The sequence below is a fragment of the Kitasatospora sp. cg17-2 genome (assembly GCF_054031055.1).
The window spans coordinates 1279922-1303195 of sequence record NZ_CM132923.1; the positions used below are offsets into that span (position 1 = coordinate 1279922).

The 23274-nt window shown below is 70.7% G+C and carries 20 protein-coding genes and 1 pseudogene; 16 read left to right on the forward strand and 5 right to left on the reverse strand.

The window, feature by feature from the left end; all coding sequences use genetic code 11:
- Positions 1 to 17 precede the first annotated feature (17 nt).
- Together ACW14Y_RS05040 and ACW14Y_RS05045 are read left to right on the forward strand one after the other, a co-directional pair.
- Positions 18 to 1259 carry an AAA family ATPase gene (locus ACW14Y_RS05040; protein WP_359896792.1) on the forward strand — a complete coding sequence of 414 codons (1242 nt, stop codon included), beginning with the start codon at positions 18 to 20 and terminating at the stop codon, positions 1257 to 1259.
- Positions 1256 to 3043: a TniQ family protein gene (locus ACW14Y_RS05045; protein WP_456986022.1), complete on the forward strand. Its 1788-nt coding sequence runs from the start codon at positions 1256 to 1258 to the stop codon at positions 3041 to 3043. The genes ACW14Y_RS05040 and ACW14Y_RS05045 overlap by 4 nt, the downstream gene beginning before the upstream one ends.
- Before the next feature lie 434 nt (positions 3044 to 3477).
- Here the strand turns inward: ACW14Y_RS05045 and ACW14Y_RS05050 are convergent, their stop codons facing one another.
- Positions 3478 to 4737 carry an NADH:flavin oxidoreductase/NADH oxidase family protein gene (locus tag ACW14Y_RS05050; RefSeq protein ID WP_456986023.1) on the reverse strand — a complete coding sequence of 420 codons (1260 nt, stop codon included), beginning with the start codon at positions 4735 to 4737 and terminating at the stop codon, positions 3478 to 3480.
- A 90-nt stretch (positions 4738 to 4827) separates the two neighbouring features.
- Here ACW14Y_RS05050 and ACW14Y_RS05055 point away from each other — a divergent pair, with 90 nt between their 5' ends.
- The 3 genes from ACW14Y_RS05055 to ACW14Y_RS05065 all read left to right on the forward strand — a co-directional run bounded on the left by ACW14Y_RS05055 (position 4828) and on the right by ACW14Y_RS05065 (position 7000).
- Complete coding sequence (locus tag ACW14Y_RS05055) at positions 4828 to 5457, forward strand: TetR/AcrR family transcriptional regulator (RefSeq protein WP_456986024.1); 630 nt, start codon at positions 4828 to 4830, stop codon at positions 5455 to 5457.
- Positions 5458 to 5556: 99 nt separating this feature from the next.
- Positions 5557 to 6516, forward strand: a complete 960-nt coding sequence (locus tag ACW14Y_RS05060; protein WP_375983819.1) for an NAD(P)H-quinone oxidoreductase — start codon at positions 5557 to 5559, stop codon at positions 6514 to 6516.
- 127 nt (positions 6517 to 6643) lie between these two features.
- Positions 6644 to 7000, forward strand: a complete 357-nt coding sequence (locus ACW14Y_RS05065) for a hypothetical protein (RefSeq protein ID WP_456986025.1) — start codon at positions 6644 to 6646, stop codon at positions 6998 to 7000.
- A gap of 108 nt (positions 7001 to 7108) precedes the next feature.
- On the opposite strand, the gene ACW14Y_RS05070 is transcribed toward ACW14Y_RS05065, so the two are convergent.
- Complete coding sequence (locus ACW14Y_RS05070) at positions 7109 to 7810, reverse strand: type 1 glutamine amidotransferase domain-containing protein (protein WP_030394832.1); 702 nt, start codon at positions 7808 to 7810, stop codon at positions 7109 to 7111.
- A 252-nt stretch (positions 7811 to 8062) separates the two neighbouring features.
- Here ACW14Y_RS05070 and ACW14Y_RS05075 point away from each other — a divergent pair, with 252 nt between their 5' ends.
- The gene (locus ACW14Y_RS05075; RefSeq protein ID WP_375983825.1) at positions 8063 to 9037 is read left to right on the forward strand and encodes an alpha/beta hydrolase; all 975 of its coding nucleotides are present in this window, start codon (positions 8063 to 8065) and stop codon (positions 9035 to 9037) included.
- Between the two features lie 15 nt (positions 9038 to 9052).
- Here the strand turns inward: ACW14Y_RS05075 and ACW14Y_RS05080 are convergent, their stop codons facing one another.
- Positions 9053 to 10651, reverse strand: a complete 1599-nt coding sequence (locus ACW14Y_RS05080; protein WP_456986026.1) for a succinic semialdehyde dehydrogenase — start codon at positions 10649 to 10651, stop codon at positions 9053 to 9055.
- 15 nt (positions 10652 to 10666) lie between these two features.
- Entirely contained in the window at positions 10667 to 11590 is a 924-nt protein-coding gene (locus tag ACW14Y_RS05085) for an acetoacetate decarboxylase family protein (protein ID WP_456986027.1), read from the reverse strand.
- A gap of 752 nt (positions 11591 to 12342) precedes the next feature.
- Here ACW14Y_RS05085 and ACW14Y_RS05090 point away from each other — a divergent pair.
- From ACW14Y_RS05090 to ACW14Y_RS05120, 7 genes and pseudogenes are all read left to right on the forward strand, one after another.
- The gene (locus tag ACW14Y_RS05090; RefSeq protein WP_456986028.1) at positions 12343 to 12534 is read left to right on the forward strand and encodes a hypothetical protein; all 192 of its coding nucleotides are present in this window, start codon (positions 12343 to 12345) and stop codon (positions 12532 to 12534) included.
- Positions 12535 to 12850: 316 nt separating this feature from the next.
- On the forward strand, positions 12851 to 13354 hold the full coding sequence (locus ACW14Y_RS05095; protein WP_456986029.1) for a hypothetical protein: 504 nt from the start codon (positions 12851 to 12853) through the stop codon (positions 13352 to 13354).
- 639 nt (positions 13355 to 13993) lie between these two features.
- Positions 13994 to 15490 carry a hypothetical protein gene (locus ACW14Y_RS05100; RefSeq protein WP_456986030.1) on the forward strand — a complete coding sequence of 499 codons (1497 nt, stop codon included), beginning with the start codon at positions 13994 to 13996 and terminating at the stop codon, positions 15488 to 15490.
- 881 nt (positions 15491 to 16371) lie between these two features.
- Positions 16372 to 16893, forward strand: coding sequence for a TerD family protein (locus tag ACW14Y_RS05105; protein WP_043475707.1), 522 nt, complete (start codon positions 16372 to 16374; stop codon positions 16891 to 16893).
- Positions 16894 to 17645: 752 nt separating this feature from the next.
- Complete coding sequence (locus ACW14Y_RS05110) at positions 17646 to 18296, forward strand: class I SAM-dependent methyltransferase (RefSeq protein WP_456986031.1); 651 nt, start codon at positions 17646 to 17648, stop codon at positions 18294 to 18296.
- 282 nt (positions 18297 to 18578) lie between these two features.
- Positions 18579 to 18824, forward strand: a pseudogene (locus ACW14Y_RS05115) (IS982 family transposase); the annotation flags it as partial.
- A 21-nt stretch (positions 18825 to 18845) separates the two neighbouring features.
- Positions 18846 to 20123, forward strand: a complete 1278-nt coding sequence (locus ACW14Y_RS05120; protein WP_456986032.1) for a hypothetical protein — start codon at positions 18846 to 18848, stop codon at positions 20121 to 20123.
- On the opposite strand, the gene ACW14Y_RS05125 is transcribed toward ACW14Y_RS05120, so the two are convergent.
- Entirely contained in the window at positions 20124 to 21275 is a 1152-nt protein-coding gene (locus ACW14Y_RS05125; protein WP_456986033.1) for an NAD-dependent epimerase/dehydratase family protein, read from the reverse strand.
- Positions 21276 to 21704: 429 nt separating this feature from the next.
- Between ACW14Y_RS05125 and ACW14Y_RS05130 the strand changes: the two genes are divergently transcribed.
- The 3 genes from ACW14Y_RS05130 to ACW14Y_RS05140 all read left to right on the forward strand — a co-directional run bounded on the left by ACW14Y_RS05130 (position 21705) and on the right by ACW14Y_RS05140 (position 23270).
- Positions 21705 to 22427: a phosphotransferase family protein gene (locus ACW14Y_RS05130; RefSeq protein ID WP_456986034.1), complete on the forward strand. Its 723-nt coding sequence runs from the start codon at positions 21705 to 21707 to the stop codon at positions 22425 to 22427.
- A gap of 9 nt (positions 22428 to 22436) precedes the next feature.
- A complete protein-coding gene (locus tag ACW14Y_RS05135; protein ID WP_456986035.1) occupies positions 22437 to 22604 on the forward strand; it encodes a hypothetical protein in 168 nt (55 codons plus the stop codon).
- Between the two features lie 312 nt (positions 22605 to 22916).
- Positions 22917 to 23270: a hypothetical protein gene (locus ACW14Y_RS05140; protein WP_456986036.1), complete on the forward strand. Its 354-nt coding sequence runs from the start codon at positions 22917 to 22919 to the stop codon at positions 23268 to 23270.
- Positions 23271 to 23274: the final 4 nt, after the last annotated feature.

Here is a 23274-nt window from a genome sequence, read left to right on the forward strand (position 1 = left end):
ACCCGACCATCGACGCCATGGGAATCGCGCCTCTGCTCGCCGCGGGCCCGCCACCCGACCGCAACCGGCTGGAGGGCTGGCAGCAGTGGCTTCGCACCCGCCACGCCTTCAGCCCCGCACCGCGCATCACGCTCGACGAGTACCGGACACTGCCGGCGCGCCGACGCGCACTGTACGACCTGCACCGCACCGCCACCCACGTCAACCTGCGACTGCAGGAGACCCCGATGAGCGCGGCCGTCGTGAAGGCGCTGCGAACCAGGCTGCAGAACAACGCGCTGAACTTCCAGCCCGGCACCCGGGTGGGGCTGATGGTCAGCGGCGGAGGGTTCCAGGGCAAGACCGAGACGGTGTGCGACGCGGCCGCCTCGTTCGAGGACCTGTGGCGCGAGGTCCACCGCCAGCTCGCCCCGCACACCGAGCCGATACCCGGCACCCGCGACGCGTTCGTCCCGGTCGCCTACTGCCGGCTCCCGGTCAAGGCGACCCCGAAGGCGCTGTGCGCGAGCATCCTCGACTACTACGGGGCACCGCACCCCAAGACCCTCGACGCCATGATCCGCGCGGTGCGCGACTCGCTGCGCGACCACCGCACCACCGCCCTGCTGCTCGACGACATCACCCGTCTGCGCCTGCACCGCGAGGACGACCAGGACACCCTCGACCTGGTCCGCGAACTCATGGACCTGAACGTCACCCTGGTCCTGATCGGTGTGGACATTCCCCGCTCCGGCCTGCTGCGCGGCTCCTCCATCGACCCCGCCACCGGACAGCTGATCGTCCCCGACGTCCGCCAGGGCCGAAGCCACAACCCGTCGGCCGCCACCCAGACCGAGCGCCGCTTCGACCTCGTCGACCTCGACCCCTTCGCCTACACCACCCCCGGTCAGATCCGCGCGTTCGTCGACCACCTCACCGGCATCGAGGATCAGCTGCGACTCCTTCGCGCCGAGCCGGGGATGCTCACCGCCGGCACCATGCCCGAGTACCTGTTCCGTCGTACCGGCGGTGTCATCGGCCTGCTGCGGCGCCTGATCGAAGACGGCTGCGCGGAGGCGATGGCCGGAGGCGAGGAACGGCTGACCCGGGACCTGCTGGACGGCACCGTCATTCGCCCCGAGCGGCTCGGCGACCTCGACGCCCACGCCGGCGAGGTCCCCTCCATCCCGAAACCACCTCGTCGGCGGCGCCAGGCGCGTGCGGCCAACACGGTCTTCGACGACCAGGGCCACTACGGCACCGAGAGCAGTACCGGGTGAGCGCGTCCCGGCCGCTACCGCGCAGCCTCGACCCGCTGCCGGGTGAGAGCCTGCCCGGCTTCGTCCTGCGTCTGGCCCACCGCCTGGAGATCACCCCGCAGCACGTCCTGCGGCTCACCAGCCTCACGGTCGGCGCCCGGCAGATCGCCGTCCCGGGCTACCAGGCCGTCCACCTGCCGAAGGCGGCGGCCGCGGCGTTCGGCTGCGCGACCCGACTGAGTCCGGCCGAGGTGAACGGTCTGTGCCTGTCGCCGTTCGCCTACCGCTACCGCCCCTACCAGCAGCACCTTGGCCGGGTCGACCCGTCGGAGCGGGCGCACTGGGCGGCGCCGGCCGGCTGGGCCTCCCACCGGCTGCGCCGCTACTGCCCCCAGTGTCTGGCACCGGACGGCACGACGGTCCAGCAGCGGCACGGCGGAGCATGGCGCAGGCTCTGGCACCTGCCCGTCTCCTTCGCCTGCCTCGCGCACCAACGGATGCTGGAGACCACCTGCCCGCACTGCGAGAAGCCGGTCAACCAGAACCTCGGAAGCCACCTGATCGCCCGCCCCGCCCTCGGCCTCCTACACCCCGCGCAGTGCCGCAACCCGGCCGCCGACACCGGCCACCCCGCTTGGCAGGAGGCCTGCGCCCGACGCCTCGACACCCCCGTACCGCCAACCACCGTGCCGGCCGACCAGCTCGACTGCCAACGCCACCTGCACGCCCTGCTCACCGAACCCGACCCCGACGCCCGCAGCATCGGCCAACACGTCAAGGCCCTCACCTACTTCGACGACCTGTACACCGCCACGGTCCTGCTGCGTCCGGCACCCGCAGCCGGCGCCGACCCGGCGCCGCGCGAGCGCCGGATGCGCGGCGACTGCCGCCTCCCGCAGGACCCCGGGGATGCCGCCAAAGTCCTCACCACCGCGCACCAGCTCCTGGCCGCCGACGCGGCACAGGCCGAGACAATGATCAGGGAACTGCTGACGGCCGCCCGCTGGTCACCCCACCGCTGGCAGGCCGTCCTCAACAGCAACCACAACAGCTCACCCACGTTGAGCCGGTTGATCCGGGAAGCCGACTCCCTTCCACGGCCCCAGCCGAAGCCGCGAAAGCCCCAACCGCCGATCCCGCCCAGCCATCACGGCGCCTTCACCTGGCATCACATCCCGCAGTACCTCCCCGAGGAGTGGCTCCACTACTTCGATGCGCCTGCCGGTACACACGAGGCCCTGCGGCGTGCCGTGCCCGTCCACCTGGTCAAGATGATCGCTGGCGGATCGGTGCAGGACTGCGCCGAACGCCTTGGCGTGCCGTTCGGCACGGCGGCGTGGGCGATGGGCAACGCCCGCCGCCGCCTCGCCGACGCTGACGCCCTTGACGCGTTGGAAGCCGGCCTCCAGAAGCTGGCCGACCACCTTGATGCGCAGACATGCCTGGTCGACTACCACCGCCGTCGCCAGGCCCTTGTTACCTGGTCTCTCTCCGAGGCCGACTGGCGCCGCCTGAGCGAGAACCTGCCCGAGCGCACCGGGCGGCGCTTCGACGACGCCGTGCGCCGCGATACCGCCGCCGTCCTGATCTGGACGGACATCACCCAGAGCCACTCCCACCAGGCCTACGTCGTTCACCGGGCACGCGCCGCTGCGCTTCCCGCCCGCAGCCCGCTCCTGCAATCCTTGACGGAGACTCGCTACCAGCGCCGCTGCGGCCGCGCCTGGGAACTACGGCCGATCGCCGAACAACTCGACGCGTACGCTCGCGATCTCGCCACCGCGATTGATCGGCCCTGCAACTGAGGGCGCATCCCCGTACCCCACAGGCTGGGCGGCCGGCTCCCGCCCCGCACGTGAAGGGCGACGAAGCAGAGGCTGTCGGCGTGTGCCGACGACCCCCTTGTCACCGGCGCCGGGTCTTGGGTTTCTCCTGCGCCTTGGCCGTCATCCTCGGCCGCGTGTCGAACGGTCTGGCTCAGCGGGCCCAGTGCCTTTGACGAGTAGCCCCTGCTTTTCACCGGCTGTAGGGGCGACTCCTCATAATCCAGGACGCGATGCTGGGAAGTTGTCCGCCCGCTCCTGGTGACATCACGTTGATGCTCATTGACCCCGTCGAAGCCATCAGACCCGCCGACGCGGATTGAAATCCGTCATGGCAGCTTCGGCCGGAAAGGCACATACGCATGCATCTTGGGCCCCTGACGCCGGACAGCGGAGACCAGGATGCGTGCCGGCTGCTACGGCTGTCGGTGGCCTGCGGCCTTTAGGCGCGTGGGCAGCCACGCACGATAGCGGCGCAGGGCCTGGCGCTGCTGACGCTGCTCCCCGAGCAGGGCGATCGCCGGGTGGATGCCGGGCCTGGGCCTGCTGCCGCGGGCGATGCGGCGCAGTTGGCGGCGGACCTGGGCCATGCTGGCGGCTGAGGCGAGGGGCTTGTCCTTCCAGGTGACCGGTCGCATCTGGCGGTCGGCCTCGCGGCCGTTGAACCAGTGGTCGGGGAGGTCGGGGGTGACGGCGAGGGCGGTGCCCATGCCGACGAGTGCGACGCCGCTGGCGAGGACCTGTTCGGCGGTGGTGCGCCGGGTGATGCCGCCGGTGAGCATCAACGGGACGGGGCTGGTGGTGACCAGGTCCTTGGCCAGCTCCAGGAAGTACGCCTCGCGGGCCTGAGTGCGGGTGTCGGTGGCTCGGCCGGTCATGGCGGGGCTCTCGTAGCTGCCGCCGGAGAGTTCGACCAGGTCGACGTCGAGCAGGGACAGCCACTCGATCACCTGGCGTGCGTCGTCGGCGTCGAAGCCGCCGCGCTGGAAGTCGGCGGAGTTGAGCTTCACGGCGACGGTGAATGACGGGGAGACCGCGGCGCGGACGGCGCGGACGGTGTCCAGGAGCATCCTGGCCCGGTTCTCCAGGGAGCCGCCCCAGGCGTCGGTGCGCTTGTTGACCAGAGGTGACAGGAACTGCGACAGCAGGTAGCCGTGTGCGGCGTGGATCTCCACCCCGTCGAAGCCGGCCTGTTCGGCGCGCGCGGCCGTGACGGCGAAGCGCTTGACGGTGGCCTCGATCTGCTGGGCGGTCATGGCGCTCGGTCGGCCGAAGCGGCCGCTGTGCTTGCCCAGGTCGACGCCGAGGTCGGACGGTCCCCAGACGACGCCGGGCATGTCGGAGGCGACCTGGCGGCCGGGGTGGTTGATCTGCATCCAGATCGCCCCGCCGGCGGACTTGCCGGCCTTCGCCCACTCGGCGAAGGGCTCCAGGGGCGCGGCCTCGTCCAGGACGACACCTGCGGGGCCGGTCAGGGCCTCGGCGTGGACCATGACGTTGCCGGTGATCAGCAGCCCGGTGCCGCCGGCGGCCCAGCGCCGGTACAGGCCGATCAGCTGCTGGTCCGGGAGCTGGCCGGTGCCGGCCATGTTCTCCTCCATGGCCGCCTTCGCGATCCGGTTGGGCAGCACCGCCCCGGAGCCCAGGGGCAGCGGCGTGAACAGTTCGCTGGCCATCTGATTCTTCCTCTTCCATCGACTAGGATGTGTACATCGCTTACATTAAGCCAATAATGTAGGCGGTGCAAACATTGGAGAGAGTGACCCATGACACAAGTGAGTGCCTCGTACCACCACGGCGATCTGCGCGCCGCATGCCTGCGCGCCGCCCGGGAACTCCTGGAGGAGGACGGGAGTGCCGGGCTGTCCCTGCGGGCCGTGGCTCGACGGGCGGGGGTGTCGGCAACCGCCCCCTACCGCCACTACGCAGACCGCGACGCGCTCGTCTCGGCGGTCGCGGCCGAGGGCTACGCCGAGCTCGCCGACCACCTGGCGGCGGCGCACCCGTCACCGCGCACGCCCGAGGACCTCGCCGAGGTCGCGGTCGCCTATGTCCGGTTCGCCCTGGAGCGTCCGGCGTTGTTCCGGGTGATGTTCGCCGAGCCCTGTGATCCGACGAGCGAGGAGCGGGTCGCGGCGACCGCCGCCATCTGGGAGTACGTCCGCGGCATCGTCCACGGCGTCTTCGCCGGCTCCGACCCCGAGGCCCTGTCCACCGCCGTGTGGGCCGTCGTCCACGGCCTGGCCTTCCTGCACCTGGACGGGAAGCTGGACACCTCCACCCCCGGGGCGGTGTCGGCCCAGGTCCGAGCCGCCGTCCAGGCACTGCTCACCGCGACTCCTGGGCAGCCCCAGCCCCAGCCGAAGGCCGCGACGGCCGAGCAGGTCGACGCCTAGCGGCGGCCGAGTCCGACGGGTAGATGTTGACACTGCACACTTGGCATCCTAATGTGTGCAGTGCAAACATTTCTTGGCTCATGCGAACGGACTTGCACCATGAAGGCAATAACGATCAAGGAATTCGGCGGCCCTGAGGTCCTGGAGTGGACCGAGGTCGAGGACCCGACCCCCGCGGCGGGCGAAGTCGTCATCGACGTGGCCGCCACCGCCCTCAACCGGGCCGACATCATGCAGCGCTGGGGCCTGTACCCCCTCGCCCCCGGCACGTCCCCCTACCCCGGGCTGGAGGCGTCGGGGCGCATCAGCGCCATCGGCGAAGGCGTCACCGGCTGGAAGATCGGCGACGAGGTCTGCGCCCTGCTCACCGGCGGCGGCTACGCCCAGAAGGTCGCCGTTCCCGCGGGCCAGCTCCTGCCCGTCCCCAAGGGCCTCAGCCTCGTCGAGGCGGCGGCCCTGCCCGAGGCCGTCGCCACGGTGTGGTCCAACCTCGTCATGACCGCTCGCCTGGATCACGGCGAGAGCCTCCTCGTCCACGGCGGCGCCGGCGGCATCGGCACCGCCGCCATCCAGATCGCCAAGGCCCTCGGAGCCCGCGTCGTCACCACCGTCGGCGGCCCGGAGAAGGCCGCCCGCGCCCGGGAGCTGGGCGCCGACGTCACCGTCGACTACCGCACCGAGGACTTCGCCGAGCACGCACCCTACGACGTCATCCTCGACGTCATCGGCGGCCAGTACCTCCAGCGCAACATCAGCTCCCTCGCAGCGGACGGGCGCCTGGTCGTCATCGGCCTGCAGGACGGCCTGGAGGCCCCGCTCAACCTCGCCGAGCTGGTCTTCAAGCGCGCCTCCGTCCACGGCACCACCCTGCGCACCCGCCCCGCCGCCGACAAGGCCGCGATCATCGCCGAGGTGCGCGAACAGGTCTGGCCGATGATCGAGGACGGGACCGTCAAGCTCGTCGTCGACCGCGCCCTCCCGCTCGCCGACGCCGCCGAGGCGCACCGCCTCATGGAGGCGGGCGGACACACCGGCAAGATCATCCTCGTCAACGACTGAGCGAAGGAACTCCACCGACACCGGCCCCTCGCTCACCCCCGACCCCACCAGCGAGAGCTTCGCCACCGCCGGGCAGACGGCCAGTGGCGGGGCCCGCTTCGGCGCACCCCGCATCGCCCGGGCCGTCGTGGACGTCCGCGAGGCCGCGTACGCGCACCTTACGGCGGCCTCCCTGCCCGAGGCGGAGGGCCGCCACCTCGTCGTGGCGGAGACCACCGACATCGTGGACCCCGGCCGCAGGCTGCTTCCCGCTCACGGGGCCGAGCCGGGGCTGCCGCGCCGAGCCGTTCCCGAGCCCCTCGCGGTCGCCCTCGCGCCGGTGATCGGACTCCCGCGCGAGTACGTGCGCCGCAACATCGGCTTCGACCTCCGCAGCGACAGGGCCAGGAGCCGTCGTGCGCCGGGCGTGCGCTACCGGCCCGCCCAGAAGTCCATGGAGGAGATGCCCGGCCAGCTCGCCGCGTCCAGAGCGCCGAAGAGCTGAAGCACGGATCCGAAGCCGGAGCAGGGTGGCGGACCGCGGTCCGCCACCCTGCTCCGCTTGTTCGGACCGTTCGCGATCCCGGCCTGAAGAACCGGGCTCGCGCCCGTGTCAGTGGGCCAGGTCGGCCACCATGCGGTGGGCGAGCTGCTTGGCCGAGCCGGGGTTCTGGCCGGTGTAGAGAGTGCGGTCGACCTCGATGTGGGGCAGGAGCGGCAGTTTTCCCTTGGCGTAGTGCGCCCCGCTCTCGCGCAGCCGGTCCTCCAGGAACCAGGACGCCTTGCGTCCGAAGCTGTTCAGCTTCTCCTCGACGTTGGACAGCGCGGTGATCCGGTATCCGGCGAAGGGCCAGGAACCGTCGTTGGTCCTGGCCGCGAGCAGCGCGGCAGGGCCGTGGCACAGCAGACCCAGCGGCCTGCCGGAGGCGAGTTGCCTGGTGAGGAGCGCTCCCGAGACCTCGTCGTGGGAGAGATCTTCCATGGGGCCGTGTCCCCCGGGGTAGAAGACGAGGTCGAAGTCGTCGGGATCCACGTCGCTGAGGGAGGCCGGGGCGTCCAGTGCGTCCTGGATCGTGGCGAGGTAGTCGGCGACTTCGCGGAGGGTGCCCGGAAGGCCGGCGGTGCGGCCCATGCTGATCCTGTCCAGGGTGGGTCGCTTCCCGCCGGGGGTCGCGATGGTGATCTCCCATCCGGCCTCGGTGAAGATCTTGTGCGGCATCGCCAGTTCCTCGCCCCAGTAGCCCGTGGGGTGCCTGGTGCCGTCCTTCAGCGTCCAGTGGTCGGCCGCCGTGACGACGAAGAGGGCACGGGTCATGTTCTCGCCTTTCCGGGTGATGACGGGGCCGTCCGTCCGAACGGCTGCCGTCGTGTTCCGTTTGTCTCGATCTTCGGCGCCGCCGTGGGCGCCCGCCCGGTGAGAGCCGCGGTCCGCGGCCAGGGTTACCGGTTGCGCCTCGCGCGCGGGATCCGACGATAGGAGGAGGGGAGGTTCGGCCGGGGGTTCGTCAGGCGCGGCCGGTGAGGCCGCACGAGCACGGCACACGTGTGCCCGCGACATGGAGAGAAGATGACTGAGCTTCCTGCGCCGATCACGCCGTACCTGGAGCCCGCCGCGAAGGAGTTGTGCGACGCGACCGATCCGCACCCGCGGCTCTACGAGGTCCCGCCGGAGAAGGGCCGAGAGATCCTCCTCGGCCTGCAGTCCGACCCGGGCGTGCCCCGTCCCGAGGTCGACGAGGAGTGGGTCGAGGTGGACACCGGTGAGTGGGGCACCGTGCGAACCCGCATCATCCGCCCCAAGGGCGTCACCGGACCGCTGCCCGTGGTGTTCTACATCCACGGCGCGGGCTGGGTCTTCGGCGACGACAAGACCCACGACCGCCTCTTCCGGGAGCTCGCCGTCGGCGCGGGCGCGGCGGGCGTCTTCCCCGTCTACGACCGCGCGCCGGAGGCCAGGTACCCCACCCAGGTGGAGCAGAACTACGCCGTAGGCCAGTGGGTGCTCCAGCACGGTGCGGAACACGGCCTGGACACCTCGCGCATCGCGGTCACCGGGGAGTCGGTCGGCGGCTGCATGTCCGCGGTCTTCGCGCTGATGAACAAGGAGCGCGGCGGCATCGGCCTCAAGGCCCAGGTCCTGCTCTACCCGGTGACCAACGCCGACTTCGACACCCCGTCCTACTTGCAGTTCGCCGAGGGCTACTACCTCACCCGCGACGGGATGAAGTGGTTCTGGGACGCCTACACCACCGACCCGGCCCAGCGTGCCGAGCCGCACGCCTCGCCACTCCAGGCCCCACTGGAGCTGCTGCGGGGGCTGCCCACCACCCTGGTCATCACCGATGAGGCCGATGTCCTGCGCGACGAGGGCGAGCAGTACGCCAACAAGCTTCGCGAGGCCGGCGTCGACGTCACGTCCGTCCGCGTGGCCGGCATGGTCCACGACTTCCTGCTCCTGGACAGCCTGCGCGACACCCGCGCCGCCAACGTCGCCCGCAAACTTGCCATCGATGCCCTCAGGACGGCGCTCCACGGCGACTGAGCGGCCCCACACTGTTCAGCGGACGCCGAACGCCTTCATGGCCCTGAGCGTGCCGGTCAGCAGGGCGGCCCAGGTGTCGGGGCTGACGCGCTGTGGCGGGTAGAAGCCCTGGATGCGCTGGTGGGCGACGGTCTGGGCCTCGGTGTACTTGAGGATGCCCTCGGCGCCGTGGCGGCGGCCGAGTCCGGAGTCGCCCATGCCGCCCATCGGCGCGTCGATGCTTCCCCACGCGGCGGCGAAGGCCTCGTTGACGTTGACGGTGCCGGCGTGCACGCGGGCGGCGACGGCTCGGCCGCGCGCCCCGTTGCGGGACCAGACGCTGGCGTTGAGGCCGTACGGCGTGGCGTTGGCCCGTGCGATCGCCTCCTCGACGTGGCGGAAGGAGTAGATGGAGACGACCGGGCCGAAGGTCTCGTGGTCGTACACCGTCATCGCGGGGGTGACGTCGGTGAGGATGGTCGGCTCGTAGAACAGGGGGCCGAGGTCCGGGCGGGCCCTGCCGCCGGCCAGGACGGTGGCGCCCTTGGCCACGGCGTCGTCGACGTGTTCGGTGACGGTCCCCAGCTGGGACGGCGTGGTGAGGGAGCCGACGTCGACGCTGTAGTCGTACGCGGCGCCGATCCTGAGCCTCTTCGTGCGCTCGACGAACGCGGCGACGAACTTCTCGCGGACGGACTCGGCGACGTAGAGGCGCTCGACGGAGACGCACAGCTGGCCGGCGGAGGGGAAGCAGGCGTTGACCGCGCCGGCGGCGGCCTTGTCGATGTCGGCGTCGTCCAGGACGATCATCGGGTTCTTGCCGCCGAGTTCGAGGGAGGCCCCGATCAGGCGCCGACCCGCGTCGCTCGCGATCTGGCGTCCGCTGGCGGTGGAACCGGTGAACATCATGTAGTCGGCGCCTGCCATCAGGGCGCCGCCGATGGCACTGCCCCGGCCGACCACGATCTGCCACACGTCGGCCGGCAGTCCCGCCTCGTACATCAGGTCGAGCGACCACAGGGCGGTGAGCGCGGTCTGGGTGTCGGGTTTCTGGACGACGGCGTTGCCCGCCATGAGCGCGGCGATGGCGTCGCTGGCGGCCATGCTCAGGGGGTAGTTCCACGGGGAGATCACCGTGACGACGCCCTTGGGGTGGCGCAGTTCGGTGGTGTGGGTGAGCAGCGGGATCGCGCCGCGGCGGCGCTTTGGGCTCAGGTACTTGGCGGCGTTGCGCGCGTAGTAGCGGGAGACGATCCCGATGTCGACGACTTCGAGGAACGCGTCGCGGCGGGTCTTGCCGTTCTCGGCCTGCATGAGGTCGAGCGCCTCCTCCTGGCGGGCGAGGACGAGGTCGTGGAAGCGCAGCATGATCCTCTTGCGCTCCGCGATCGGCGTGGCCGCCCAGGTGGCCTGGGCAGCGCGGGCGCGGGCGAACGCGGCCTCGACGTCGTCGGGGGTGGAGATGGGGAAGTCGCCCAGGGGGTGGCCGGAGTACGGGGTGCTGGTGGTGACGCGCGCGGCGTTCGGTGCGGCGGAGACCCGTGCGGTCAGCCGCTCGATCAGCGCCGGGGTGATGGAGGCGGGCAGGCCCTGGGCGCGGGCGGCCGTGGGGCTGGCGGTTTGTGCGATGGCCATGGCGAGGGTTCCTTGCTACTTGTTCCGGCGCTGGACCGAGGTGGGGACCGGCATGTGGAGGGCGAGCTGGCCTTCGGTCATCACGTCGAACTGGATGGTCCGCATCGGCTTGAGCGAGCGCAGGTCGTCGGACATCCGGCCCTCGCCGAGCTGGAGGCGGACGTCACGCGGCAGGCGCGTCGTGCCGGCGTTCAGCACGTTGGTCTGGCTCAGGGTGGAGTGCCATGCGCCGTTGATCGTCGTGTAGGAGGTGAGCGAGCTGACGCGGTCGCCGCTCAGGTGGGCGGTCTGCTTCGGCGTGGTCGCCTGGAGCGACAGGTCGAGGCCGCCGGCGTCGTTGGTGACCCGGGCGGTGGTGCGGCGCTCGTCGATGTCGACGTCGAGGCTGGTGACCCACTTGGGGAAGCCGTAGCCGTCGTGGCCGCGGACCTGGGCGATCTCCGTGCTGACCGGCAGGGACAGTACGTAGGAGTCGAGGTGTTCGTTCTTGAGGCCGGCGACGAGGTCGAAGAATCCGAGCTTGCCGTGCCGCGCGGGCTTCACGGCGATGCCGACGGCGGCCTCGGTGTAGAAGTCGATGTCGCACACGTCGTAGCGGAAGAACATGACCGAGATCAGCCCGAGGCCCGGGGCGATCTCCAGCGGCGCGAGCTCGCCGGGCAGCCGGGTCCGGATCGCGCTGGAGGGCGCCAGCATGGTGATCCGGGCGGTCGAGACGCTGTAGTAGAAGTTCGGGGTGAGCGTGGGGCCGATCGGGGAGTCGACCTTGATCTTGGGCAGCTGCCGGAAGAAGTCCACCCCGCTGACGCGGGGGTCCCGGGCGATCTCATCCAGGTCGGGGTTCATCCGGTACCGGTCGTACAGACCCCCCTTGGGGACGGTGACCGTGCGGCCGCCCAGGTCGACCTTGACGGTGGTGTCCTTCTGCGCCGAAGACATGGTCCGGCTCCTCACTAGTCATGTAAGCGGTGCACACATGACTATAGGTCGCGATGTAAGCACCGTCAACAATGGGGTGCACGGGGATTCCGCAGAGAGACACGGCCGCCGGGGTTGGCCTGCCGACCATGCGGCCAGTCGCCCACCGAGACCGTCGTGCTGGCGGCTGAGCGCCTCCAGCAACGATTACTCCCGCATGCTCAGGCCGTGCCGGGCCTGAAGCGAATGTTCGACGCGCACCTCGACCCAACCCTGCAAGAGGGACAGGGCGGCCCAGTCGCCGGCGAGGGCGGTGAGCGCGGGATCCATGGCGACCGCGTAGGCCCTTCCTTTCAAATATCCGTTAATTCAAATACCAGTGTGCGGCTGTATAACGCTAGAGCAACTAAATCCCGTGTGCCCTCTGCCGCTCAGCCGCTGGCGCCATGGCAGTCGATCCCACTGTTGCTGCACGCGGAGGCGATCCTTCCGCCCGCCCGGGGTGACGCCCCGATCGATCCCCCGTTGGGCTTGGTGACAACAAGCCTGCCTTGGTGACGCCTGTCGTGCTTCGGCACAACTGTGCCGAAGCGGGCTAGTTGTCACCGAAGGCGTTGAGCGGCCTCGGTGAAGTCGTGAGGTGAGGCACGATGCCTGTCACCGCTTCGGCGCGACACCTGTCACCTGCAGCCTTTGCTGGGCTGTTATGTCACCTGCTGTTTGCTGGAGATCAGCTTCGGCTGGCGTGAGGTGGCTGATTCCATGGCGCACGTGTGCCCGAGACCGACTGGCACCGTCTGCGCGAGCGCCTGCCGCAGCGCACCGGCCGGCGCTTCGACGACGCCGTGCGCCGCGACACCGCCGCCGTCCTGATCTGGACGGACATCACCCAGGCGCTCCCGTCCCGCAGCCCGCTGCTGATCTCGGTCGCCGAAACGCGTTCTCAGCGCCGCCGCAGCCGCTAGTGGGAGCTGCAGCCGATCGCCGAGGACATCGACGCCTACCCGCGCGAACTCGCCGACCCGATCGACGTGGGGAACACCTGACCGGCGTTCGGGCCGACGTCGGCAGGCGACGCCCGGCAACGCACCTGAACATGAACCATGATCACCGCCCGGCCGCCGGGAGGCGGGGCACCCGGATTGCCGGTTCCCCACGGGTGCCGTCTGGACCTCGCCCACGATCCTACGAATGCGGGGGTGTAACGGGCATCGGGGTATTAGCTGGGCGGGCCCGGCGCCGTGCTCGGGTGACCGATCCTGGCGGGACATCTTGAAGGACATGGTGAACATGGTCAACCTGAAGAAAGCCTGTGTGACGGTCGCAGCCGCAGGAATCCTCGCCGGTGTTCTCACCGGCGCCCCGGCCAGCGCCGCGCCAAGTGATACCTACATCATGCACGTGTCGAAGTCGGGGGCCCCCAGGTACCTCACCAGCGACCCCATCGACCCCTACGGCCTCGTGAGGACGTCGGAGGACGACGAAAGGATCGACAAGTGGATTCTCCGGACACCCCCGGGAGCGGCCGCCGACGTGTACCAGCTGCAGCTGAGTGATAGCAACAGGTGCCTGAAGGCCGTGAGCAACAAGGTGGTGGAGCTCGCGGAGTGCGTGGCCAACCCCGGCCCGCCGCAGCGGTGGAAGGTGACCCGGCAGGAAGACGCCCCGGGAACCATTGAGAGCAGGATGTACCCCGGACAGGTACTCACAGACTATAGGGATAGTGGCGCTGTCCTCCTCTTGCCGACACAGGAGGCACAGAACGACGGTCTGTGGGACGTGTGAGCTTCCCCCGGCGGCGGGAGGTGCTGATCAGCTGGCCAGCAGAGGTTGACGGGGCTTCAAGTCCACTACCGAGGCGCTTCGGGCGCTAGAGGCCTGAACCCCGCACGTCCACGGGGCCGGGGCCCGGACGCTGGGCCCCGGCAACGACCGGACCGCAGTAGGCGAGCGATCTGAAACCTGGAGGGGCCAGCGACGGCCCCGGTGGATTGGCGATCACTGCGGACCGAGGCGCCGGCGTAGGCCGCAAGTGTGCTCACACGTGCCACCATCACGCCACCGATTCGATCTTGGTGACAGTTGTCGTGCCTTTGTGACGACTATCGCGCCTCGGCACAACAACAACAGCCACCCGGCCCGCAAACGTGATGATTGACCAAATCGCACATACGTTCAACGACGGGATTCATGAACACCGTGGCCGCACCGCCAAACGCGCCTGCGGCGACACCACGACCGGCGCCAGCAGCAGCCCAGCCGTGTCTCGACAGCCGACTCACCGCCAAAGTGGGCGGCTGCGCGGGCCAACAGCCCGCGCAGTGGGAAGGATCCGCGACAGCCGGACCACCGGGAACTGACGGTACGCCAGAATGGCCGGGTGCCACGAGGCACACAGTCCGTGGTGGAACCGGAGGAAAGCCCATGACGCGGTACTGCGTCGACCCCGACCGACGTGAGCTGATCGCCGCCTGGGGTACCGGCGAGGGCGACCTCGCCACCCGCGTCGCGGCCCTCCCGGCCGACGCCGACACCTCCGCGCTCCTGAGCCTGGCCCGGTCGCTCGCCCAGCTGTCCGACACCGCGTGGCGCACCTACACCCACCCCGCGAGCGCCGCCGGCTCCCTGGAGCCCAACACCGAGGGCTGGCGCCGCGAGCGGGAGCGCGGTCACTTCGGCGAGGCCGTCGACGCGATCGCCGAGCCGAACCTGCCCAGCGGCGGCTCGATGGTCGTCTCCTACAGCCCCTTGATCGAATCCGCGAACCGCGTCGGCCGGGCCCTCCACGAGCTCGCCGACCAGGGACTCACAGCAGCCGTCCTCGCCGAGACCGCCACCGAGCTCGCCGCTGTGGAGAGCGCCGAACTCGGCGACCTCGGCGGCCGCGCCCAGCAGGCTGTCCTGCTGAGCCGCGAGGACGCCTCCCCCGTCCAGGTCGCCGCCGCCGACCGACTGCTGGAACAGAACCCGTTCGGCACCGCCGAGCTCTTCTCCACCGTCGACCCGACCGCGGCCGCCGTCGCCGCGGCCCACTGGCTGGCCGCCGCGGCCGAGGTCACCGCCAAGGCCTCCGGAGACGACCCCGCCCAGGTGGTCCTGGAAGCCGACAACATCGAGGCCCTCCCCCACGAGACCCCCACCCTCGTCCTCGGCCTCATCGAGGACGGTGCCACCCCGTACGACGTCGTCACCGGCCTCGTCCGTCACGCCATGCACGTCGCCGACGGTCTCCTCCCCGACCCCGTCGGCCTGCGCGAACAACTCGAGAACCTCGAGGACGCCCTCACCGAGTACACCGACGACGAGGAGGACGACCCGGAGGACACCGGCCTCCGCCTCACCCCCCTTCGACCCCAGGCGCCCGGCCCGAGACCTCCTCGAAGACCTCCTCACCGGCATCCACGGCTGCTGGCTCCTCCACACCGAGTACGACGACCTCGACACGGACGAAGACCTCGGCGACGCCCAGGACTGGACCGACGAACAGGCCGAGGAACACCAGAGGCGCAGCCGCGACCGCTTCGCCCGGCTCGTCCGCGACGCCGCCGCCGCGAACCGCGACCGCCTCGTCTGACCGGGTCCGGGCCGCAGCACACTCGGCGCAGCCCGTCGGGCAGTTGGTTCTCCCCGCTGGTCAAAGAAGAACCGCAGGCCAATCAGGGTTTTCGTGGCCGGGTGGTCGCACGGTGGTCGCCCCTGCGGGCGCACACTGGAAGGGAGAGACCCGCGCGCTCGCCGTTGGATGTGCTGCCGAGGTGCGGTGGGCGGGCGCCAGCCGGTGTCATCGTCGGCCGGCGCCCCGGGCCCGCTCCGCCGGGAGACTGGGGGCTCCGGGCGGGACGGGGGCCAGGTGGCGCCGGGCGGTTCGGCGTCCGGCGAGGTGGCGGCGGCCAGGTCTGGCGGCGGGTGCCGCCCAGTTGACAGCCGGCGGCGATGCCGAGCGGGCCGAGGGCGGCAATGTGCCCGGCCAGCAGCAGGGCCGTCAGGTAGTGCCCATCGGATCGCGGTGCTGTGCGCTCGTGGCGTGCGCCCGAGCTCGAGGTCGGCGTGAAGGGTCTTGCCGTCGACCAGGCGGGTGGCACCCCAGTGGCCGCGGACGAGGTTGTGCACGAGGTCGAGTCCCCGGCTGCCGTCGGTGACCTCGATCCGCACGGCCGTGTCGGTGATCCGGGTGATCGCAACGCGCATCTCGAGCCGGCAGCCGGTCTTGGCTGCCTTGCCCACGAGCGCGGCGGCTCACCGCGACCGAACAGTCCGACCTCCTGCCGCACCACCCGTCCACGGACTCCCCGAAGTCCCGTGAGAACCGGGCCTGCCGGCGCCCCCGGCGCACCCGCGACCGATACGCCTGGCCCGGCATGACCTTTGGGTCAACCGCTGCGCAACCCTTCTGTGCAGCTGGCCAGTTCAGCAGAGACGACGCACGGTGCACTGCCCCGGTCCGGCCTACGGCGCCTGTTGGAGTCACCACGTTCGCCGGAGGGCCGGAACTCGTCCGCGGGGTGGCCGAGCGGATGCTCCAGGGCGCGATCGAGGTCAAGGCCGCCGCGAGGATCGGTGTCCGATGGAACGATCACACCGACACCCGTACTGCCGTTCGCAACGGGCGCCGCGACAAAGCCCCGAACCGTCGCGGCCGGTGACCTCGACCTGGCGCCCCCAACCTCCGGGAGGTCAGCTTCTTCCGGGCGGACGGATCTGATTTCAGGTCAATAACATGTTGGTGCCCTATCGTTGGCCGGCAACGAGTCGGTCCGCGATGACATCATTCCGGGTCGGTACGACGACGAAGGGTGGGTCCGGTGAGCAGTCTCAACAAGGGTCTGGAACGGATCGAGGTAGACCTGTCGTGGGATCCGAGTCCCGCAGGTTCGGCGGGTCACGATCTGGATCTCGTCGCCGCGACGTACGCCACCGACGCCCCGTCCGGCACCCCGGCCTACCTGGTCCACTTCGACAGCCGCGCTCCCGACGGCACGATCACACTTACCAGGGACAGCCGCGACGGCAAGGGCCTCGGCGTCGACGAGCGCCTGGTCCTGGAACTCGACCGCCTGGCAGACCGCTACCCCCGGGTGGTCGTGGGCGTCGCCATCCAGCAGAACGCCGGCCGGCTGGCGTTCGGAGACATAGCGAACCCCGTGGCCAGGATCCGGAACGGGCGCGACGAGTTGGCGTCAGTGGACTTCGTCGGCGTCGACGGGGCAACGGCCGCGAGGGTTGCGGAGTTCGTCCGGAACAGCTCGGGGGTCTGGGCGTTTCGGCCCGGCGTCCACGGCTTCGACGCCGATCCGGCGACCTTCGCGAGGATCATGGGCACCTGACAGGGCTTCGCCGGGTGGCCCGAATCCGAACGACGGCCGGGGTGCCCGTGACACCCCTGACTCCGCCCCCGGCACGGGACCACGGGCGACCGGGCCGACCGATCCGGATCTCACGCCTCCCACCGCGCCGTGCCCTCCAGCGGCCAGCATCCCTTCCTGTTCCGTGATCACAGAATCGAAGAACCCGGCGCTCTCGGCAAGTCGCCCACCGACGGCACTCTCCGCCCCGGGCTCGGCCTCGCCCTCCTCGAACACCCGGACCCGACGCACCAGGACCTCGTCCCGCCGGGTCGGTGACTCGAACCGGACGTCGTCGAGAATCCGGAGGCGGTCGCGACGGCAACCGGGCTCGCACCCCTTTGAAACCAGGCCGACCTGGGTCAGGTGACGCAAGACGGCGGTGGGGCCGGTCTTCCACCGTTCCGACAGCTCGGCCGAGTGCTCCCGGTCGCGGTGTGAGTGAAGTCCCGCACCAGGGGCTTGTGCGAGCGCGGAACAGTTCGGCTGCGCGGTGGGCGGGTTCGGGCTCGCGGCAGGTGAGGGCGGCCTGGAGCGAGTCCGGTCCGTCCCGGTCGCCGACGAGGGCCACCGCGGCACGTTCCCCGGTGATCCGGGGTGTTCCAGGGGTTCGCCGGTCGAGCTCGGGCGGCACGTCGACTGCGACCGTTCTCCGCGACTCGGCCCGCGGGCCTGCGGGCCGTCGCTCCGGCGGCCACGCCCGGGACCGGCGTTGTCGGTCTAGGATGCGAAGTATGAACGGGAGCACGCCGGCACACGGGGATGACGTACCGACGGCGACGCGGCGGACCCGCTGGCAGGAGGCGGGCAACAGCGAGAGCTTCGGCAGGCGGTTCGCCGATCTCGTCCGCGCCGGCGAGGACATCGACGGTGAAGCCCGACTCGCCGACACGCTCCTGCCGCGTGGCGCCCGGGTGCTCGATGCCGGCGCCGGCATGGGCCGGGTCACTGCGGCGCTTCTGCGGCGCGGGCACGACGTGGTCGCGATCGAGCCCGACGGAGCACTGGTCCGACAGGCCCGGGACACCTACCCCGGACTGCCGATCGAGGAACGCGACATCCTCGCTCTCGGCCCCGACGACGGCCCGTTCGACCTGGTCGTCTGCGTCGGCAACGTCATGATCTACCTGGCCGAGGGCACCGAACGCGAAGCCCTGCGCACGATGCGCGCCGTGCTCGCCGAGAACGGCCGGATCCTGGTCGGCTTCCATCTCCAGGACCGGCCGCCCCACACCCACGCCTACACCGCGGCCGAGTTCGAGACGGATCTCGCGGCCGCCGCACTCCACGTCGACCTGCGGGCAGGCACCTACCAGCTGCACCCCGCGAACGAGGCCTACGGCGTCTGGATCCTGAGCCGCGCCCAGAGCGCGGCCGACACATAAGATCCGCAGGTCGCGGACCCGGAAGCGGAACCTACCCGGATCCGCGTCCGGCGGCGCGCCGACACTCCTCGAAGACAAGCAACTCCTGCACGGGCCGGAGGCCCGTCGTGGTGATCTTGCCGATCGCCCTGCCGGATTCCAGGACACGGTGGGCCTCGCTCAGGTTCTGCGCGTCGATCGTGCCGAGACCGGTCGTGGCCGCGGCTGTGAGAATGCCGGCGTCGACCGGCCGACCGACCCGGTTCAGGATCCGCCGCCGAGCGGCCCGGTCCGGGGTGCGCTCGTCCGGCGCGCAAGGGCGAGCCCTTGCGCGCCGGCGCCGAGTTGTTCAAGCCGTTGCTGCAGACCATCGAGTCCGTCAACCAGACCTTCAAGGCCAAGCTCCACCTCGAACGCCACCAGGGTCGCGCCCCGGGCGGTGTCATGGTCCATGTCCTGCAATGCGTCCTCGCCCTTACCGGCGCGATCCGGCACAACCACCACACTGGCCAGCCCGTCATGCGCTCGCTGACCAGCTACGACCGCTAACCCTTCGCATCGTTCATCCAATTGGACCGACCGCACTACTGGGGCGTCCAGAAGACCGGCGACACCGCCTATCGGAATGCCACGCTGACGGAAAAGAGCTTCCAACGCTGGCGCAACGGCAATGTGGGACGGCCGCACCACCCCACTCCGGACATCCTCAACAACATGTTCGGCCGGCCCGCCGACGAGTTGCTCACCCCCTGCACCGACGAGCAGGTCCGATCGCTACTGGCGGTCGCGGATCCTGTGCTCGATGAGAGAGAACTGGCCATGACCGCACGAGATGCCCGTGCCCACGCCGCCGAAGCTGCCGCCCAACAGCTCCCCGACCTGTCCCTGGACCAGCTCGAGGACGACCTCGCCCACCTGGTCCGGTCCACCGACACCAAACCTCCGCACCTGGTCTTCATGACGGCCAGGGAACTGCTCGGGGTCGCCATGGTGCAGCTCGACCGCACCCAGATGCTGTCGCAGCGACGACGTCTGTACCTCGTGGCTGGCCAGGCCTCGGCGCTCCTGGCGGCCTGCGCCTTCGACCTCGGTGCCATGCCCCACGCGTTCGAACTGACCCGGGCCGCTGCCCTGTACGGCCAGGTCGCCGAGCACGGCCCCCTCCAGGCGTATGCGCACGCGTACCTGGCTGTCCTGTACTACTGGAGCGGCAACCCCTCTCAGGCCGTACGCAAGATCGTGGAGGCCAGGGCCTTCCCCGGAGTCGGCGCCACCGGAACGGCCCGACTGGCCGCGATCGCGGCCCGGGCCTACGCCCACCGCGGCCAGGCCGACGAGGCCCAGCGAGCCGTCGCGGAGAGCACCGCCGAACGCGGGCCCGCCAGGGACGACCTTCACGACGGCCTGGCCGGCGAGTTCGACTTCAGTCCGGAGCGAGTGGCGATGAGCAACAGCGCCACCCTGCTGCTGCTCCGGGACGGCCCCGGCGCCGAGGCCTCCGCGCGCCGCTCGCTGGAACTCGGCGCGACACACGCGACGAGCACCAAGCAGTTGGTCGTCGCACCCCAAGCCCGCGCAGACCTGGCGGCGGCCCTGCTGATGCGCAACGAGCTCGACGGCGCCGCCGAAGCGCTGGGACCGGTGCTCGCCCTCCCCCGGGAGTGGCGCGGCGCCGGCCTCACCGTCAGGGTCAATGCGGTCCGGGCCGACCTGGCCTCGCCCGCGTTCCGCGGCACACCGCTCGCCCAGGACCTGGCGGAACGGATCGAGGACTTCACCGCGGTCGCCGCACCGAAGGTCCTCGGCCCCGGGACATCGCGGCTCGCACTCGGAGGGCACGGCGGTTAATCAGCGCACGCTCTCCAGGACAGCCCGCTCCTTGTCGGGATCAATCCCGTGCTTGGCCCACCGCCGGTGCGGCACAGGAACGTTGCCCCGGCACAGCCAGGACCAGGTGTCCGCAACGGTCTCCGCGAGCGGCCGGCTGACGAAGCCGGCCGCAACTGCGGACGACGAGTCGATCACGGACACCCCCGGGTGACTCCACCACAGCGGCAGCTCCGTCCACTCGCGCAGGCCGTGGCCGAGCAGGACCTCATCCTCCACCCACACCAACTCCCCCGAGCCGCCCGTCACTTCCACGCACGCTCGGAGCATTCCCCCCATCGTCTCCCGACCGGCCGGCGCGGCCAGGTTGTGAACCTGGTGCCCGGCCAACACCACCTGACCGAGCGCGAAGTCAGCCACGTCCCGGATGTCGACCGCCTGCACGCCCCGACCCGGATCACCGGGCGCGAGAATACGGCCGCCCTGCGCGGCACGGCGCAGCCACCAGGGCAGTCGGCCCACGTACTCCCCCGGCCCGAGCAGCACTCCCGGGCGGAGCAGGCTCGTCCTGGCGAGCCCGAAGGTCTCCGTCACCGCGCGTTCGGTCCCGGCCTTCCGGCGCCCGTAGTCGGGGTTAACCCCCGACCCTCCGTGCGACAACCGGGCGGGGTCCAGCGCCGAGTCGGCCGCAGCCTCCCACACCGGCGAGTCCACGTCCAGCGGCTCTGTGGGCCACCCCTCGTACACCGCCACCGTGGACACGTACACGTACCGGTCGACGACCGGCTCCAGGACCCGGGCACTCGCCAGCACGTCACGCGGGCCGAGCGAGGAGGCGGAGGTGTCGATCACCGCGTCCCAAGGGCCGTGCGCGGCCAGCCGAACGAGGTCCTCGGGCCGCTCCCGGTCACCGTGCAACGCGATGGCCCCCGGCAACGGACTGCCGGTCCGTCCGCGGGTGAATGTGGCCACCTCCCAGCCCCGCTGCAGCGCGCCGGCCACGATCGCCGGCCCGAGAAACCAACCGCCACCCAGGACCAGAATCCTCATGGGGCGATCCTGCCAGCCGCCGCCCTCGGTCGCAGCCCTCAGTCGCCGAGTTGTCGACCACCAGAACGACGTCCCGACCGATCGAGACCTCCGGCCCGGGACCCCATCTGCCCTGCTGTTCACCTACCAGGTCCTGCGCCCTCGACCCCTGACGATGCCTGGGCGTTCCTGGGGCGCCGGCTGCTCCTCTACCTGTCCGGCGCGCACACCGCACTCGTTGAGGTGCAGGAAGCCCGTCAGGCCCAGGGCGAGGCCCTGTCTCTGTACCCGGACCAAAGCCGAATCGACCCGGCTCTGCTGGCCCTTGAACACGCCATGTGTCTGGCCCAGGAGCATGACGAGACCGAGGCGTGCGTGCTGGCCCGTCACACCGTCCTGGGGGTTCCTGAAGCGCACTGGACAGGGATTCTGGGTGTCCGGGCCCAGGAGGTGATCGACATACTTCCCGCCCGGGTACGTGCCACACGCGCGGTCCGCGATCTAGGCGAAGTTCTCGCCCTCCCGACCGGTAGGAGGTGACAGGAACGGCTCCCGCCCGTCAGCCTCATGGGCATGACTGTTCCGGTTGTCATCGGCGGATTCGCCGAGTCCGAGGTGCACACCGTCCTCGAAGAAGCCTGCCGGCGGATCGGGGTGGACCCTGCAGGTGCCGAGATACTGCGCGGCCACACCAACGCGGTGTTCCTGCTCCGGGCCGCCGGAGCGGTGGCCAAGATCGCCCGTGCGGGCACTCCCGTGGGGGACGTCGCACGAACCGTGCAGCTGGTGCGGTGGCTCAGTCGGCGCGACTTCCCGACTGTCGAGCTGCTGCCGGTGGAGCAGCCCGTCCTCGTCGGCGAGCACGCCGTCACCTTCTGGCAGCACCTCCCCCAACCCGACCACCCCGTGCCGGCCACGCATCTCGCCGTCCCCCTTCGCACCCTGCATCAACTCCCGCCCCCTCCCTTCGCGGTCCGGCCGCTCGACACGGCCGGGGCGATCCGTCGGTCGATCGCGTCGATCACGGCTCTGCCACCTGCGGACACGACGTTTCTGAGGCAGCGGTTGTCCGACCTCGAACCGGCCCTGGCCGACGTTCGTTTCGTCCTGCGGCCCGGTCTTCTGCAGGGCGACCCCCAGCACCGGAACGCCCTCCACCAAGGCGAAGCGGCGGTGCTGTGCGATTGGGACACCGCCTGCTTCGGCCCTCCTGAACTGGATCTCATCACGGTGGAGATCCACTGCCGCCGGTTCGGCCACGGCCGCAGCCACTACCAGGAATTCGCCGACCTGTAGGGCTTCGACGTGACCACCTGGAGCGGCTATGCCGTCCTGCGCGACCTGCGCGAGTTGCGGATGATCACCACGAACGCCAAGCGCGCCAGAGCGGGCAGCCCGACCCTCGAGGAGGTCCGGCGCCGAGTCGACGGGCTACGGCTCGGCCAGGTCGACACCGGGTGGAACATTCTCTGACGCGCGGACGACGACGCTCGCGGGCGATCTGCTGCGCGACCGCGGAGTTCTGCTCGACCCGCTCTCGGCGTCGCGGTCGTACGCGGCGGCCCGGTCGGTGTTCGACCAGCTGGGAGTTCCCCGTCGGGTGGCGCAGCTGGACCTGTCGCTGGCAGTGGTCCGGGAGATGTCCGGTGACCTTGCGGGTGCGGCCGAGGCGTACGGGAAGTTGGCCGGCGCGTCCGGCTGAGTCTGCGCGATCGGCATCGCGCCGGGCTGTGGGTCGGCACCTCGCTGGACAAGCAGGGGCTGCACGAGCCGGCCGTGCCGCTGATGCGTGCGGCGATTGTGGGGTTCGACGCCTTGGACGAGCCGGAGGACTGGGGCACCGCGCACCAGAAGCCGGCTCTGGTCCACCGCGGCGCGGGCGATCTCGGGGAGGCGGCCCGGATGATCGAGGTCGCGCAGTCGGCCGGAAGCGGGTCCTCGCCCGTGCAGTGGGTGCGGTTGGGTACCGCGCGCGGCCACATCCTGCTGTCCGACCCGGCGAGCGTCGGCGAGGGGCTGGCCCTGCTGAACGAGGCCGCGTCCCAGGCGGCCACGTACGGTACGAGCCACCAGCTGCGCGCCGTCGAACGGATCCGAGGCAGTCTCGAACGCGGAGGTGCGGCAGTCCGGTTCAGGTAACCAG